This window comes from Acinetobacter sp. 161(2023) (assembly GCF_037027805.1).
Taxonomy (GTDB): Bacteria; Pseudomonadota; Gammaproteobacteria; order Pseudomonadales; family Moraxellaceae; genus Acinetobacter.
The window spans coordinates 116,323-132,670 of sequence record NZ_JAZEYD010000010.1; the positions used below are offsets into that span (position 1 = coordinate 116,323).

19 protein-coding genes and 1 pseudogene are annotated in these 16,348 nt (G+C 33.5%); 12 read left to right on the top strand and 8 right to left on the bottom strand.

The window, feature by feature from the left end; all coding sequences use genetic code 11:
* The first annotated feature begins 7 nt into the window (after positions 1–7).
* The 4 genes from paaK to WA249_RS11460 all read left to right on the top strand — a co-directional run bounded on the left by paaK (position 8) and on the right by WA249_RS11460 (position 3,368).
* Positions 8–1,297, top strand: coding sequence for a phenylacetate--CoA ligase PaaK (gene paaK, locus WA249_RS11445; protein ID WP_336168797.1), 1,290 nt, complete (start codon positions 8–10; stop codon positions 1,295–1,297).
* Positions 1,298–1,350: 53 nt separating this feature from the next.
* On the top strand, positions 1,351–2,316 hold the full coding sequence (gene paaX, locus WA249_RS11450) for a phenylacetic acid degradation operon negative regulatory protein PaaX (protein ID WP_000062822.1): 966 nt from the start codon (positions 1,351–1,353) through the stop codon (positions 2,314–2,316).
* Positions 2,303–2,908: a DapH/DapD/GlmU-related protein gene (locus WA249_RS11455; RefSeq protein ID WP_336168799.1), complete on the top strand. Its 606-nt coding sequence runs from the start codon at positions 2,303–2,305 to the stop codon at positions 2,906–2,908. Before paaX ends, WA249_RS11455 begins: the two co-directional genes overlap by 14 nt.
* A 76-nt stretch (positions 2,909–2,984) precedes the next feature.
* Positions 2,985–3,368, top strand: coding sequence for a PaaI family thioesterase (locus WA249_RS11460; protein ID WP_336168801.1), 384 nt, complete (start codon positions 2,985–2,987; stop codon positions 3,366–3,368).
* A gap of 70 nt (positions 3,369–3,438) precedes the next feature.
* Here WA249_RS11460 and WA249_RS11465 read toward each other — a convergent pair whose 3' ends face one another.
* Entirely contained in the window at positions 3,439–4,134 is a 696-nt protein-coding gene (locus WA249_RS11465; protein ID WP_336168803.1) for a hypothetical protein, read from the bottom strand.
* Positions 4,135–4,208: 74 nt separating this feature from the next.
* Here WA249_RS11465 and WA249_RS11470 point away from each other — a divergent pair, with 74 nt between their 5' ends.
* The 6 genes from WA249_RS11470 to WA249_RS11495 all read left to right on the top strand — a co-directional run bounded on the left by WA249_RS11470 (position 4,209) and on the right by WA249_RS11495 (position 8,415).
* The gene (locus WA249_RS11470; protein WP_336168804.1) at positions 4,209–4,583 is read left to right on the top strand and encodes a hypothetical protein; all 375 of its coding nucleotides are present in this window, start codon (positions 4,209–4,211) and stop codon (positions 4,581–4,583) included.
* The gene (locus WA249_RS11475; RefSeq protein WP_336168806.1) at positions 4,576–5,877 is read left to right on the top strand and encodes a glycoside hydrolase family 19 protein; all 1,302 of its coding nucleotides are present in this window, start codon (positions 4,576–4,578) and stop codon (positions 5,875–5,877) included. The genes WA249_RS11470 and WA249_RS11475 overlap by 8 nt, the downstream gene beginning before the upstream one ends.
* Positions 5,878–5,897: 20 nt before the next feature.
* Positions 5,898–6,434, top strand: a complete 537-nt coding sequence (locus WA249_RS11480) for a hypothetical protein (RefSeq protein ID WP_336168808.1) — start codon at positions 5,898–5,900, stop codon at positions 6,432–6,434.
* 117 nt (positions 6,435–6,551) lie between these two features.
* The gene (locus WA249_RS11485) at positions 6,552–7,091 is read left to right on the top strand and encodes a hypothetical protein (RefSeq protein WP_336168810.1); all 540 of its coding nucleotides are present in this window, start codon (positions 6,552–6,554) and stop codon (positions 7,089–7,091) included.
* A gap of 173 nt (positions 7,092–7,264) precedes the next feature.
* Positions 7,265–7,978, top strand: coding sequence for a hypothetical protein (locus WA249_RS11490; RefSeq protein ID WP_336168812.1), 714 nt, complete (start codon positions 7,265–7,267; stop codon positions 7,976–7,978).
* Between the two features lie 5 nt (positions 7,979–7,983).
* Entirely contained in the window at positions 7,984–8,415 is a 432-nt protein-coding gene (locus WA249_RS11495) for a hypothetical protein (RefSeq protein ID WP_336168813.1), read from the top strand.
* A gap of 38 nt (positions 8,416–8,453) precedes the next feature.
* Here the strand turns inward: WA249_RS11495 and WA249_RS11500 are convergent.
* The 6 genes and pseudogenes from WA249_RS11500 to WA249_RS11525 form a co-directional block, all read right to left on the bottom strand.
* Positions 8,454–8,660, bottom strand: a pseudogene (locus WA249_RS11500) (hypothetical protein); the annotation flags it as partial.
* 134 nt (positions 8,661–8,794) lie between these two features.
* The gene (locus WA249_RS11505; protein ID WP_336168815.1) at positions 8,795–10,033 is read right to left on the bottom strand and encodes an MFS transporter; all 1,239 of its coding nucleotides are present in this window, start codon (positions 10,031–10,033) and stop codon (positions 8,795–8,797) included.
* 1 nt (position 10,034) lies between these two features.
* A complete protein-coding gene (locus WA249_RS11510) occupies positions 10,035–10,718 on the bottom strand; it encodes a hypothetical protein (RefSeq protein ID WP_336168817.1) in 684 nt (227 codons plus the stop codon).
* Position 10,719: 1 nt separating this feature from the next.
* Positions 10,720–11,430, bottom strand: coding sequence for a phytanoyl-CoA dioxygenase family protein (locus WA249_RS11515; protein ID WP_336168819.1), 711 nt, complete (start codon positions 11,428–11,430; stop codon positions 10,720–10,722).
* Positions 11,420–12,175, bottom strand: a complete 756-nt coding sequence (locus tag WA249_RS11520) for an SAM-dependent methyltransferase (protein WP_336168821.1) — start codon at positions 12,173–12,175, stop codon at positions 11,420–11,422. The genes WA249_RS11515 and WA249_RS11520 overlap by 11 nt, the downstream gene beginning before the upstream one ends.
* Positions 12,176–12,256: 81 nt before the next feature.
* On the bottom strand, positions 12,257–12,538 hold the full coding sequence (locus WA249_RS11525; protein WP_336168823.1) for a hypothetical protein: 282 nt from the start codon (positions 12,536–12,538) through the stop codon (positions 12,257–12,259).
* A gap of 1,285 nt (positions 12,539–13,823) precedes the next feature.
* On the opposite strand from WA249_RS11525, the gene WA249_RS11530 reads away from it, so the two are divergent.
* Together WA249_RS11530 and WA249_RS11535 are read left to right on the top strand one after the other, a co-directional pair.
* A complete protein-coding gene (locus tag WA249_RS11530) occupies positions 13,824–14,381 on the top strand; it encodes a TetR/AcrR family transcriptional regulator (RefSeq protein WP_336168825.1) in 558 nt (185 codons plus the stop codon).
* Between the two features lie 220 nt (positions 14,382–14,601).
* Entirely contained in the window at positions 14,602–15,246 is a 645-nt protein-coding gene (locus WA249_RS11535; protein ID WP_336168826.1) for a glutathione S-transferase family protein, read from the top strand.
* A gap of 163 nt (positions 15,247–15,409) precedes the next feature.
* Here WA249_RS11535 and pobR read toward each other — a convergent pair whose 3' ends face one another.
* Positions 15,410–16,225, bottom strand: a complete 816-nt coding sequence (gene pobR, locus WA249_RS11540) for an IclR family transcriptional regulator PobR (protein WP_336168828.1) — start codon at positions 16,223–16,225, stop codon at positions 15,410–15,412.
* Positions 16,226–16,348: the final 123 nt, after the last annotated feature.

Genomic DNA, 16,348 nt, shown 5'->3' on the forward strand with positions numbered 1-16,348 from the left:
ATAGGCGATGGACAGCCTTACAACGGATAATGTTGAACAATTAACACTTGCAGAGCTTAGAGAGCTGCAAACTAAACGGTTAAAACAAACCCTGACTTTTGTATATGAAAATAGCCCGGTCTATAAGAAAAAGTTCGACGATGCAGGTGTACATCCTGATGACTTCATCACTTTGGACGATCTGGCGAAGTTTCCATTTACCACCAAACAGGATTTAAGAGACAACTATCCGTTTGGAATGTTTGCCGTGCCGCAAGAGCAAATTGTGCGGTTACATGCGTCATCGGGCACTACGGGTAAACCGACGGTGGTGGGTTATACCCAAAAAGATATTAATACTTGGTCGGACATAGTTGCGCGTTGCTTACGCATGGCGGGTTTAACCGCTAAAGATATGATTCAAGTTGCTTATGGCTATGGACTATTTACAGGTGGTTTAGGTGCACATTATGGCGCTGAGCGCTTAGGTGCGACGGTTATTCCAATGTCTGGCGGGCAAACTGAAAAGCAAGTTCAGCTTATTCAAGACTTTAAACCTACTGCAATTATGGTTACGCCATCGTATTGCGTAAGTATTATTGAAAAGCTTGAACAGCAATTTGGTACTGCACGTAATACGTCTTTAAAAGTCGGTATTTTTGGTGCCGAGCCGTGGACCAACGAACTGCGCCGTGAAATTGAAGAACGCCTCAATATTAAAGCACTCGATATTTATGGTTTGTCTGAAGTGATGGGACCGGGCGTTGCGATGCAGTGCTTAGGGGAGGGCGAAGGGCTAACCATTTGGGAAGATCATTTCTACCCAGAAATTATTAACCCTGAAACGGGTGAAGTCTGTAAAGATGGCGAACTTGGCGAGTTAGTCTTTACCACCATTACCAAAGAAGGCTTGCCGATTATTCGTTACCGTACTCGTGATTTGACCCGTTTACTCGCTGGAGAAAATCTGGCGATGCGTAAAATGGATAAAATTGTGGGCCGTAGTGATGACATGCTGATTATTCGCGGCGTGAACGTTTTCCCGACCCAAATTGAAGAGCAAATTTTGCAAGTTCCGAATTTAGTTCCAAATTATGAAATTTTGGTGACTAAAAAAGGGCATATGGATACTTTGCATATTCGTACAGAGATGTGTCATAACTGTACTATACAGGCCAATCAACTTGCTCAGGAGTTGATGAAACGTATTAAAACCATGATTGGGATTAGCGTTACTGTAGAAGTTGTTACAGAAGCGACCTTACCTCGTTCGGAAGGTAAGGCAAAGCGGGTAATCGATATGCGTCAGATTGCTTAACATCAAAATCATTCAGGGTATAGAATCTATACCCTGAAACTAAACGCCAAGACATGAGTATGAGTGCAAAAATACAGCAAATAATTGATTCTGTTGTAAAGAATGAAACCTTAAGTGGAACTTCGCTTATTTCGACAATTTTTGGAGATTCAGTACTTCATCGGGGCGGAAACATTAGTCTTGCAAGCCTGATTCAGTTATTAGAGCTGTTTGGTTTTAATGACCGTGCCGTAAGAACCTCTGTTTTTCGTTTAGTTAAAAATGATTGGTTATGTTCCGACAAAATCGGCAGAACCAGTTTTTATCGAATTACCGATTCGAGCCGTTCGACTTATTTACAGGCCGAGCAACGCATTTATAACGACCAGATGAAAGAGTGGGATCATTATTGGGATCTTATTCTGATGTCTAGTCTCGACACTGAAAATAAAGCGTTGCTAAAGAAAGAACTCGAATGGTTAGGATTTGCCAATATTTCGACAAACTTAATGGCATATCCGGGTTGTAACCGTATTGAACTGCAACGGTTGTTGGTTGACTTAAATATGAGTGAGCAAGTGGTGGTGTTTAAAGCCGAAACCTTGCAGCTCTTTAATAATTCGGTCGATACCATTGGTCGTATGCTCAGAACCAATTGGCCAATTGATGAATTACGCCAAAGATATCTACAGTTTCTCGATATTTTTAGAGAAATTGGCGTGTTGCTGATGCAGGAAAATGAACAACTCGAACCTGTGCAGGCCTTTCAAATTCGAACTTTGCTCATTCATTATTATCGACGGATTTTATTGAAAGACCCTGCATTACCGCTTGAGTTGTTGCCAACTGATTGGCCCGCAATTAGTGCACGAACTTTATCAATGAATATTTATAAAAAAGTATTTGAACCAGCCGATGAATACTTCTTGTCTGTTGCTGCAACAGCAGAAGGACCAATGCCAAATGCCACAGCACATTATTGGCGCCGTTTCGGAGGTTTGGTTGCGACAAATGAGAGGTTAAATCATGCCTTGTTATAGTATTGACGGTGTTATTCCAATCGTTAGCCCAGAAGCTTTTGTACACCCAACCGCTGTTTTAATTGGTGATGTGATTATTGAAGCGGGCGTATATGTAGGACCATTTGCCTCATTGCGTGCCGATTTTGGTCGTATCCATATTAAGCAAAATGCCAATATACAAGACAACTGCACCGTACATGGCTTTCCGCAAAGCGTGACTTTAGTTGAGGAAATGGGGCACATTGGGCATGGCACAACTTTACATGGTTGCCGCATTGGAAAAAATGTTTTGGTCGGCATGAACAGCGTAATTTTGGACTATGCCGAAATTGGTGAAAACACCATTATTGGCGCAAATAGTCTGGTCAAAACTAAAGATGTAATTCCGGCAAATGTATTGGCAATGGGTAGTCCGGCCAAGGTTGCGCGTGATTTATCAGAGCAAGAAAAAAAGTGGAAAACCAGAGGCACGCAAGAATACATTGAGCTTGCACAGCGCTGCTTAAACTCAATGCAAGAAGTTCAGCCTTTAAGCTCAGAGTTGGATGACCGCCTAACCTACAAGGACTTTAGTTCTTCAAACTATCAGATTAAGCAAGATAGTGTTTAACGGCTTTTAATCAGTCGATTTCAATACTGATAGATTCATAACATTAAGGAATACTCGCACGAGTAGGGAGACGTTTGTGCAAAAAAATGAAACTACTGCGGTTGATCAATTTGCAGAGCTATTGGGTGTACAAGTGCTGCATCGCAGTTTTGATGAAGCGCGTTGCAAGCTGAATGTGAAAGACGAACACATGAATGCCTTGGGCGGCGTACATGGTGGTGTCATATTTTCTTTAGCAGATATCGCTTTTGCGATGGCTTGTAATGCAGGGGATGCGCCCTATACAGGCTTACAGGCAGATATTCGCTATATGAGCGGTGCGAAAGATAGGGTGCTATTTGCAACGGCAACCAAGGTTGGAAGTAGTAAAAAATTTGCGCATTATGAAGTGTTGATAACAGACGGTTTGAATAATAGAGTCGCTTTATTTACATCTACCTGTTACAGACTGGCGCCGTAGCATTAGATCCAGAGCAGAACTTAATTAAATTAATAAAAGCCCAGTTATATCTTTTTTGAACTATGGTGTGTTATTGAATCCATGACTTTTCCAATGGAAGTTTTTCAAATTGTTCTGCTTGAAGAAATATGCCTTTGCTTGTCTTTCTATCATGAAAATAAAAGTCGATATGGTGAGAAATAAGATCATCAAATTTGAGCTGTTCTTGCCATATATATTTTATTAGATGAAGGTGGTAGTAGAAAAAACTTTCAAAATTATTAAAATCTTTGGATGAACGTAAGTAGCCTCCGATTTTATCCCAAAATTTTTGATCAGGATTCATGTTTGCCATCAATGCGACAAGGTTCATTGAATCAACTTCTTGGATTTTTATATGTTGAAACTCGATATTGATTTCTAAAATCGCATCTTTGGTTGTTTTGCCATTTTGATTAAATTCTTTTGAAATTAATAGGATGGTTGTCATTTCTGAAAAGTGGCAAACACCTTTTAAATTACAATATCTATAGTAGGTATCTTCTAATATCTGATCTAAATTTCTTTTATGTGATGTTTGTGCCATACATTCAATATAAAAACATTCAGCTATTAGGTAGTCGCCTGCTGAAGCAAAGAAGCCAAAAGGAATTTTTCTCAGTTTTTGATAGTTGTCATCTATTTTTAAGATAATATTTTTTTCTTCATTGCCATAATGCAATAAACCTCTTCTGTCTGTTGCTAGAATGGCAAAATCATTTAGGTTAAAAGCTATAACTAAAGACATAATAATTACAAATATTTTTAATATATAATATAATTTAACAAAATATTAAGTATTTGATAAATAGAGAATTTAAAATGGGCGGTAAATTTGTAGTTAGAGCAGGGCAACATAAGTTTGAAAGTGGTGAAAAAATTGTTTCACCTGTGAATATATTGCCTACTGCACCTAATGATTATAGTCGTAAATTTTTTATTCCTCCAAATGCTGAATCAACAGAAAGTAATATTAAAGTTGGCCATCCTACTCATATTTTGGGACTTAGAACCGATGACCATAAACCTATTTTTTCGGAAAATATAAAACCAAATAATTCAGATGAAATCGTTAAAACAAATCGCTTTTATACGGACAAATCAACTAAAGCCATCGTTCATTTGTTTGTAGACTTGCCTGTGATGAATATTCATGAAAGTGATGAAGAAGCAAGGGAGGAAGATTTAAATGGCTGATTTTATAGACGTAAATATTTTAATTCTTGACTCTAATAATAAAAAATTTAAAGGTTTTCCATTTAAAGGGAAATTTTCTAATGAAACTGTGCAAAAACAGAAGATATGTGATGAGAACGGAATTTGTAAATTAACTTTAAAAGTTGGTACGGCTTATCAAATTTCTGTTTTAAAGCCAGATGATAGTTACCAAGAAAAATTAGTCATTAACGCTATGGCAGGTTTAAACAACAGTACTCAAAAAATTGTTCTAGATGACCCAATTAACTCATATTTAGCATCTATCATTTTGACTGCCAAAGATATTAGTACTCCTCCACAAATTGTGCCTAAAGCACAAATCCAAATTAGTTATATGGGAAAAACCAGTATTCGAGATACGGATGATTCGGGTGTTCTTAAACTCAGAATATTGATTGGTGAACCACTACAATATCAACTTGTTGATCCTCTTTCTAAGAAGCCAATGAAAGGTACTCATATAGATGAGACTATCGCTAAAAAAATGAAAAACGAGGTAACAGTAGTTCAACCATCAATCAGAGTTGATGCTAGTTTAGAGCCTGATAAGCCCGATACAACTACGCCTAAACCACCTGTAAGCAATATGACGATTACTATGGCACAAATGAAAAAAATGTTTGAAAGTGCTACGTCTACGAAAATGCAACCAATTTTAGATGAGTTAAATAATAATTTAAAAGAATATAAATTGGATACTAAACTAAGACAAGCTCATTTTATGGCTCAAGTCAGGCAAGAAGTAGGTGCTACATTTAAATTAAGAGAACAAGTAGAGTATATGAGTCCGCCAGTATTAAAAAAGATAGGGTATTATAGGAAGCACCCCAAACAAGCAGATATAGATGGTTGGAAAGGAAAAGGGCATCCCCCTGCAAATGGAGAAATTATTGCTAATCGTATGTATGAAGATCGCTATAGACCAACTAGCCCTTTGGGAAATACAACGCCAGGGGATGGCTGGAAATACTTGGGTCGAGGATTAAAGCAATTAACTGGAAAGTATAATTATAATGATTTAACCGTTATGTATTCTCAAGTTTGGAAAGACGAAAAAAAGGATTTTGTAAAAAATCCTGAGTTATTAGAGCAACCTAAATATGCTGTTCGTTCAGCTATTAGATTTTGGTTAAAATTTAAGTTGTATGATATTGCTGATAAAGGTGCGACTAATATGCAAGTAGATGCTATTACAAAAATTATTAATAAAAGCACAGACTCATATATTGATCGTCAGAAGAATTTTGCAAGAGCTAAAACTATTTTTAATTAAATTGTTAGGATATAGATAGAATGAAAATTATATTTAAGTTTCTCTTACTATTTTTTTTGTATACGGTAAGCATAAAAAACTTGTATGCTCAAGATAAATGTGAACAAAGTCAATCAGTTGACCTGAATGTTTTTAGTAAAAATGATTATAATTTTAAAAGCTTCCGTTGTGATGCAGAAGAAGGAACATTTTTAAAAAATTACTTAGTTGGGTTAAATCAAAATATATTCCTCAATGAATTTGCTGAGTTCGCCGCCAATGAGGAACCAAAAGTTATAGCTGTCAGTATTTATAGCCCTAAGATTAGTAAAAATCCGTTATTAATATCAATTACTTCAGCATATTTTTGCTGTACTCCACAGATTGAAGGCTACTCTTATCAAGTAAATATTTATGAAATAAAAAAGCAAGGTGAAAGGATTGCATTAAAAGATATTACTAAGAAATTATTAAAAGATAATGCTAGCGGATTTGAAGGTAAAACCGATGTAGTAAGTTATTATAAATATAAAAATATTGCTTCAATCAAAAAATGGTTAGATAAAAATTATAAATAGATTAATATTTTTAAATATGGCTTAACTCGTATTTGAAATTTTGTCGACTTTGCTAATGCTGTCTTTTTAATCGCAACTAAGTAATAGAGAAAATTTTTTAAAATGATAGAGTATAAAATGATAGTAATTAAATTAATGATGTTTATTAGTAGCTTTTTTATAGTATCAGCTGGATATACAGGCAGTTCAGTTGATACAGAAAAATTTTGTAAAACTCAAATTACTAAACTGACAGTATATACAAAAAATGATTTTGAACTTTTTAGTAAATCATGTGATTCTGAAAGCAACCCTTTTATTGAAAACACTTTAGTTTCTAAAAATCAAAAACTGTTTTTAAACAAATACAGTATGGATGGTGGGGATAATCCTCAAAAACTAGCTGCGGTTAGTGTGTATAAAAAGAAAAATAGTGAACCTGTTTTAATTACTTTACATACTCAAAAATGGTGTTGCTATCCTTCACCTCAAGGGACTGTTTATTCTGTTGATTTATATAAAATAAAAAAAATAAATAATAATATAAAAATAGATCCAATAACTAATATTTTAGGTGAAAATAGTTCTGGATTAGATGGTATTTCTGATGATTATTTGAGCTTTAGGTTTAAAGATATAGCATCAATTAAAAAATGGTTAGAAGAAAATTATAAATAGCTAGATACTTTAAAATATGACTTTAGTTGCTTTAAAGCTGGGGGGTGCTCTCTATAACTTTAAATAATCCTAAAATAATAGAGAAATTTTTAAAAAATATCAAAAAATTCCTCTATTATTCTATGAGAAAAACATTGCGCAACAGAATTTATAGCAAATTATAGAGAGTGCAAGTGAAAAAATATATATGGATTTTATTTGTATTTTTATCCTTTAATGTATATGCCGATACAAATAAATGTATTAATTTTAAAAAGGATTATAGTCATTATAATAATGAAAATATGTATGATTTGGATGCCTACCTAACTGATTGTCATCAGAAATCAAAAAAAATAGAAACTTTTGGATATTTTGGAGATAGCCCTAAAGTAAATTATTACTTTTTTCAAAAAATAGATGGTGTTAATCGTTTATTTATTTCTACTTATGTTTTAACAGATCAGTATGAAGAAAATCCTAAATACGTATATGAAGATGGTAAGTATAATTTCATGAAAGTATTTGATTGTTATGGCTTTACTTGTAAAACTAATAAAAAGATGACTGATTTTTTTGGCGATGGGGCGAGTTTAGTCGAAGTTAAAAGCTATAAAACAATGTGGAAATATCCTTATTCGCTAGCTAATGATGTAAAAAAAGAATTAAATTCCAATTTTTTTAAAAACTGGTGGAGTAATCAGTTAAAGTCCGGTGTTGTAAAAAATAAAAGTGAAATTTATAGAGAGGCGGGATTAAACTCCGAAAAATCAGGTTATCTTATTCCTGGTGACAAATTTAGTATTTCAGGTGTTTACTCTAGATGGCTAAATATTTCTTATGTTAATAAGAATCACAAAACCACAACTGGTTGGATTCGTTGTGAAGATACGAATATTTGTAGTTGATTCTTATGAAAAAAACATTACTTAGTTTAATTGTAGTTTCATATAGCTTCTTTGCTGTAGCACCAGTTTATGCTGAAACTATATTTCAATGTACTACAAAAAATAATAAAGTAATAAAGGTCTTTGATGCGGATAAGACTATTCAATATTCTTTTGGCAAATCGCTGAAAACGCCTGAAATAGCATTGTCTATTCCCCGCAATAAAGTAACGACCTATCAATGGGCTGGCATAGGTCGTGATGAAAATTACTCAATTCAAATCCCAAATGGCAAGATCGTCTATGAGGTTTTTCATAGCTTTGATAGAGGCACACGTAAAAACTCAGCCGGTATTAATGTAATGCAAGAAGATGAACAGCTTGCAACTGTAAATTGTGATATGCGCAAGCCTATTATCAATAAATTAGAAGGCATTAAACTTCGATCAGAGTTATAACTTGACTATAAAAGGGAGGAACTTTTATTTCTAAGTTTTTAGCATTTTCTATTTTTTGCCAAAACCAATTCCTGACTTTCATTGTAAAAAGTTAAGGTATAGCTTTTTAAAGTTTTCCCATTCGAACTGATACAAAATTCTCCTGTAACTGGAACTTTCCATTCTGATCCAACATTGTTTGCCAAGCCAATCCACGCGTGTCCATTAAAAATAAATACTCGTTTATTTTCTATATAAAAGTCTTTGGCCGTAAGTTTTTAAATAGTAGAACTTTTTTCTGTATTAAAAAAACTCTGCAAAAAGCAGAGTATATGTTTTATATAATTATTTTTAGATTAAAAAATAGATAAAGTGAAATAGAGAGTATATGAAAACTCTTTTAAAGTAAGATTTTATCTACTTTTCGTAAACTAAAGTATAAAATTACTAATGAAATTAAGTTAATTAAGCAATTAAATAAAAATACATATCTTGATCCAAAAAAATCTACTATTAATCCTCCTGATAATGCACCTAATGGCATTACTCCATAAATTAACGTTCTAGCAGCGCCTATTAACTTACCCATGACTTCGGGTGGTACTATTTTTTGGCGATAAGTAGCTGAATATATATTAAACAAACCAAGACAAAGTCCCCATAGGAAATATCCAATTGAAATTAATGTAGATGTTATCCAAATAGGGCCTCTTGCAAATGACATAATTATAGATCCAATTATCATAAGTATAATTGAGAAAAGCATTAGAAACTTTACACTAAAAAAATTATAAAGCCACCTAGCTGAAATATTTCCAACTAATGATCCAATGCCACTAAAAATTAATAAAGAGGAAGCTACTAATGTATTAAATCCAAATAATTTTAGAGTTATTATGAAATATACAGATTGTACAGCCATAAATGCAAAATTTGATATCGTACCGACAAGTATTATACCCATTAAAACAGGTCTTGCTAAAAGTTCATGAAATCCATCAAAAAAAGATTCTTTTTGGTTGGAAATATTACTTCTCCTATCTTTAGCTTCTATAGGTAACTTGGCTATAAATATAGCGGATAGGAAAAAAGTTGCTGCATTAATTAATAATGAGGATGTTGCCCCTATAATATTAATAATAAAGCCTGCTACTCCTGGACCACTAATTTCACCTACAGAGGAAATGACCTGTAGATTGGCGTTGGCAGAAAGGCGCTTATCGGGGGGGATGACTATTGGAAATAATGAAGAAAGAGATAACTCAAAAAATATCCTAGCGATTCCAATTAAAAAAGCTATTAATATAAGAAATGGAATGTTTATGAAATAAAAGGTATATAAAATGGGTATTGATAAAACTAAAATGAATCTAGTTAATTCAGCATATATTGCTATAAATTTTCTATCTGAGCGGTCAACAAAAGATCCTATACTGATACTAAATAGCAAATTAGGTAAGTAGCGTGCAGTAGATATTAAACTCACCTCTATTGCAGACGCATGTAATAAATGAATTGCTATGATAGGAAGTGCTATATTGTGAATAGCAATGCCTATGATAGCAATAGATTGAGAGGACCAAATAATTCTAAATACTTTGAGGGTCCATGCAGAATTAGAACTGATTTTTATAAACAAATTAAAAGTCCTTTTTTATTTTTGTTATATCTAGTTTATTAAGCGTCAATTTTGTACTTTTTAATACGGGAAAAAACCATGCAATTTCTTCACCTTTTTCTATGGTAATTTTTGTATTAATAGGCGGGAGTCTAACTATGATATTAAGATATGTATAATTGTATAAATCATTGTCTATGTAAGTTTGTCTGGTTTGATTACCGTGTTCAATACCAGCCATTACTTCAAATTGATTATTTGTAAGACATGCATTTGGAATTGGTCCTTGATAAAGATAATAGTCTGAAGGAAAAAAAACTATAATACCTGTTTGTATTTTTACGTATTCAGAACCAGAAATCCAACTAGCTATAAGACCTGAATCACTATTTGGCCACTCATCTCCTTGAATACAAGCTTTTCCAAAAGCAGATTTTTTTTCATAAAATATTCTTTCTTTTAAAGGCGTTTCATTTCTCTCTAAAATAACAGTTCCAGGGCAGCGGACACTAAAACCATAATTAGCTATGATTGCTATAGGAATACAATCATAAGGATGAACTTCTCTACCAAGGTCAACTGCACGTGGCAAATCATCTTCTTTTTTTTGTAATCTATTTGCATATGCAAGTTTAATTTTACTGGGCGGATAGGCCCCCATTTCTTTTGATTCAAGGCAATCAAATGCCCATAATATTTCAGGCATTTCATTTCCCCTTCATATTTTCTCTAAAGCTAGATGAGCGATAGTTAAATGCAAAGGCTTCCCGAGCTGGAAGAGTATTCTTTTGTCCACTACGGTGAATAGCATAAGCATGATGTACTATGCAGTCTCCTTTTTTTAGAATTACCGGTTCAAAGGTATATTCTGAAGAATCTTTAAGCTCCATTCCAAAATCACGCGCATCAGATTTTACATGAGGTAATAATTCCATTAAATTATTTGTTTTTGCATATTCTAGTGCGCCATCGCCTAAATTAATATCAGTTAATGGACACCAATATGTTATAGCCATTTCATCATCAAAATGGCTTTGATAAAAAATTTGATCTTGGTGTGCAGGGGTAGGATATGCGCCTAATTTAGGTTTACAGAAATATTCACAATGTATAGGAATTACAGATTTACTTAATAACTTTTCAGAGACATTCATTATTTCTTTATCTCTAGATAAATCAAAAAGAAATTCACTCTTAGAAAATAGTGAATTAATCACTAAAAAATTGCCTTCTTCATCTGTTATAGAATTTGATTGAATACCAAATTCTAAGTCTTTTTTAATTAATATAGCTTCTTCAGTTAAAGTGACAACTAGATTGCTAGATAAAAAATTAGGCAAAATTACCCAACCTCTAGAAAGGAGTGTTTTAGAATAAAATTTTAAATCATTATCACTGTAAAAATTATTAAAAAGCATTTTGTAACCCTTTGTCTAATGGTGGAATATAGAGAGTAGGTCTATTGTTTAGTAAAATTTCATTACTAGTAATATCTTGAATCTTAATTTTCTTTATGTCTGATATTTCTAAAATTTGTGTTGCAGAATGTATAATATAAACTTCATGTTCTTCAGGATAAAATTTAATTAAATGTTCTTTTAAAGGGGTTAAGGCAGAGCCATTAATTTCTCCTAGCATGATTTCTTTATTATTGGTAGTACTTAATTGAAATATTAGAAGTGGTACTTCAGTATTCAAACTCCAATTGTGATTTATTAATGTCGTACTATCAAAAAACTGTAAAGCATACCCATAATCAATTTTAAGATCACACATTAATGTGTCAAAGGAACTTATGCCTGGTAAAATTCTTAACGATAGATTATTTTTTTTTGCTAAATCAAGGGTGTATTCAGATGCACTAACTAAAAATAGAGGATGCCCATGTACTATAAATGATACAGGACCATTATCTTTTGCGGTTTCTATAATAACTTCAGAAATTTTTTTGTATACATCTTGGCGATATAATTCATCTTTATAAAGATAAGCCATATCATGTACTTGAGCAGAGGTGTATGTTTCTTTAAAGTCCTCAATTAAGGATGTATCAGGATTTAAAACAAATATATGTTTTGATATTTGAAGAGCCTGTTTTGTTTCTTCTGTAAGATGAAGAGAACCTAAAATCCCTGATCCTAATAGATATATATTTGTAGCCAAATTATAATTCCTTCTTTTAATTGTACTTTGAAAGAGATTTAGTGTTCTCTTTCAAAGTATAGTTTTAGGTTAATTATGATGTTATGCAACTTCTTCTAATTTCAGATTTTCTATTATTTTGAATCCGTTATCTCTTAGGAAGCCGCGGAATGGACGTACATCAATACCCCATTCTTCTAGTGCTACACGCCGCATAGTCGAAATAACACTAATTTCCTCCTCGGTTAATCCTGAGTTTTTTAATGCCTCCTTTGGATTCTCAGTTAATAGTTCACGAAATTTAATATCTTTTACTGCTTGCTGAAGAATATTTTCTATTCGAATTTTTCCTTCGCTTGTAAGTGGCTTAACATGTAGTGACATGGTTAGTCTCCTTTATATATTAGTTTTATGTTGTACCGCCTTAATCAAAAAGCAAAAGTCATACCAGATAATATTAAAAATTATTAATTGCTTGAATTTTAAATTTAAAAATATTTTTTATATAATGATAATTAAATAAAAATGTATAGATTATAATTCAACATGATCCATGGAGATGCATTCTAGTGGTTTAATCAAATCTGTGCCTCTAGTTAGTGCATATTGATGAAAGAGGAATAATCTGTCTATTGTTATGGATTGTAATTTTCTAGCATTTTAATTTTTTATAAATCTTAGAATGCTGAAAGCTTATTGAAATAATTAAGTAAATTATTATTTTAAAATAATATTTCTGTAAATAAACTTTATTAATTCTAGTGTGGATATTTTTTAATACTGTTCTCATCCTCAATGTATTTGTTAGAAAATATTTTTAATCCAATATTGCTTAAGTATATTGCTATTTATAAAGAAGATCTTCCTTAATGCGATGTTCAAAAATTAAGACTTGGTTTTCCAGTGTATTTATTCTCTTTTACCCATTCTTTAGCATTTTCTAGAATGATTTAATTGACCATTGAATTCTTGTTGTACATCTCATAAGGATATTTTCATTTCATTATTTACTTTTTTATATTTGGAACTTACCTATTGAAAATTAATATTTTTAGATAAATTCTATTCCTCTATAACGCCCCACTTAACAATAACTCCCTCATTATTTAGCCTTACTTTTTTAATGATTTAATTTAAAGCAAATGTCATTTTGTGTGCTTGACTGCTAAAGGGCAGAGCACTATCCTTTGCCTGCTGGCCTACATTGCCAGTCGGTCGTCGCGGACCGCAGTAAGAGCACATCAGAGTTATTCCGTCTGAGGGATAGTCTTATGTGTTACTCCTAGTCTCCTCCCGTTGCGGTAGGACGGGAGTGGGACACCTTCGGGTGTGCTGGAGTCTTACCCAGTCCGCGAACCCTCTTCCGTTCTGCCACCATAATTCCTATTCATGTTGGCAGAACTCCCAATAAAAAGGAGTTGGCTTTGCACATCCATTATTTCTTGGCAACCTTTGCCAAAAGCTATAACGACACAGCTTAAAAATTAAAGCAGCTTGATTTCCCTAAGGTTTTCAGGCTTTAAGTCTTTTTTAATTAAAACTTAGCAACAACAAACTTGAGATGTGCCAAGCACAGTCTTTACGGCTTTGCTGTGCCTTTTTTTCTCCCAGAAAGGGCACAGGTTTTTTATCTCATTTAGAAACAACAAGAATTTATAACGGAAAAACTATGCCAAATTTAGTTCTCTCAACACGTGCTTTAGAAGTTGTAAAAAAAGGGACTAGTCTGTTTCATCACGATGGGTTTCCTATGGTGGGCGTCGACAAAATTATGCGAGAAGCAGGAGTGGCAAAAATGACGTTTTATAGTTATTTTCACTCTAAGCAACGCTTCGTTGAAATCTGTCTAATTGTGCAAAAAGAACGGTTAAAAGAAAAAGTGGTTTCAATTGCTGAGTACGACCAAGGCACAAGTGTGATAGATAAACTCAAAAAACTTTATTATTTACATACTGATTTAGAAGGACCGTATTACTTAATATTTAAAGCCATTTTTGAAACTAAAAATAATTATCCAAATGCCTATCAAACCGCAGTGAGATATCGAACATGGCTCACCAATGAAATCTATAGCCAGCTTATAAAACTAAAAACCGATGCGACTTTTCAGGATGCCAAACTATTTTTATATATGATTGAAGGCGCAATTATTCAGCATCTAAGCTCAGATGGGGTAGATGATCGGGAAAAGGTGATGGATTGTTTTTTGTGCAGTTTAGCTAGTTAATGTAATTTGAGGCCTCAGAATGCGCTAGACAATCGATAAAATTAAAAGCCAATTTGTCACCATATCTACGGATGTGGTTTTTTTATGTTTTTAATACATTTACTTTATTACTTAATCAGATAAATACTGAGTTGATAACAAAAAATATTAGACCGGTCGTCTATAGATCTATATAGTTAGGCCTCACTTTGTTGGCCTTCTAGTTTAAAAGAGAAAATTAATGTCTATTATTCTTCATCATTTAAATGCTTCACGCTCATTTCGCATTCTGTGGTTACTTGAAGAAATTAATCAACCTTATGAATTAAAAAGTTATTTTCGAGATAAAACTACAAATCTTGCACCTCAAGAATTAAAAAATATTCATCCTTTAGGAAAATCACCTGTGATTGAGTTCAATGGAAAAGTAATTGCTGAATCAGGTGCCATTGTAGAAATTTTGATTGAAAAGTTTGCTCCTCAACTTATGCCCGCGAAAGATTCAGACAGTTATCTTGATTATTTACAATGGGTTCATTTTTCAGAAAGTTCGGCTATGGTTCCATATTTATTAAATATTTTTAATTCGATTGAGTTAAAAAATGGCACTCAATTAAAGTTCTTGGATCAATATGCGCATGCTGAGTTGGATAAAGTATTTTCATATTTAGATCAACAATTAGTAGGCAAAAAATTCTTAGTAGACAATTGCTTAACGGGTGCCGATTTTATGATTGGTTTCGTAGTCTATGGTCTAATTAATTCTTTAAATATTCGATCAAAATATCTCAATATTGAGCAATATGTAAAAGGTCTAGAAAACTTAGAAAGCTGGAAAAAAGCCATGTCTATTGAACAAAATCTTCCTCAACAGACCAATGCCTAAAATTGCTGTAAGTAATTTTTTCAATATTGTTTAGCTGCTCAATTGGCTCGTATTCGTTCTTTCATGAGTTCTGGCAAGCCAGTAAGTTAACGACTTCGTTGTTTTAAAATTATGAGTCGAAACTCTTGCACCTCTAATTGATGACAAGAGTTTCTGAGTCTATTTAAATCACATTTCTAAGTTCATTGGCCGTGTTGCGCAGCAATGGCAAGATTTGCTGAACCAAATAATCTTCTTGTACACGGTTGGTTTGAGACATGCAGTTAAGCGCTGCCACGGCTTGACCTTGTGCATTAAAAACGGGCACCGCAATTGCAATCACACCAAGTTCATGTTCTTCTTTAGAAAGACAATAATCCGATAACGAAATGCCTTTAAGCACTTCAAAAAACTTTGACTCATCTACAATGGTAAAAGGGGTTAAGCGTTTTAAGCCATAGGTTTTTACCCATGCGTGCTGAGCTTCTTCAGACAGTGCCGCAAGTAACACTTTGCCTGTCGAAGTTGCATGGGCGGGGAGTCGATTTCCTAAATGCATGCCATAAGGGCTAACACGTAAATTATCTTGCTGCGGTAAATAACTACGGGCAATCGGTACGACTTCATTATCGTCCAGAACTACAATCGAAAAAGTAAGCGATGTCTGCGCGCACAAAAGATTTAAAAATGATTGAGCAACTTTAGGCAAATGCGCAGAGCTTAAATAAGAACTTGAAAAGCGCAGCACGCGATGGGTGAGCCAAAAGTAATGTTCATCTGTTTCTAAATAGCCTAAATATTTTAAAGTTTTTAGATAACGCCTTGCCGCCGTACGACTAATACCGGTTCGTTCGGCAACTTGAGTGACATTGAGCCGTTGGCGATCTGTTCCAAAGGCTTCCAGTAAAGCTAAGCCTTTTGCTAATCCTGCAATGTAGTCTTCTTGACGAATTTTCTCATGCGAGTTCGGGTGCTCTAAAAAAGCATCGAGAGAAGGCATCCTTTCATTCCTGTTATTTTGGTTGTTTCTGTCCGCTATTCGGACAAACTAAATGATAAACGGTTATTTTCGTCTTGGATACATAGTGCATAAAACTTAAAGCCAGTAATTTAAAAGTCAGGA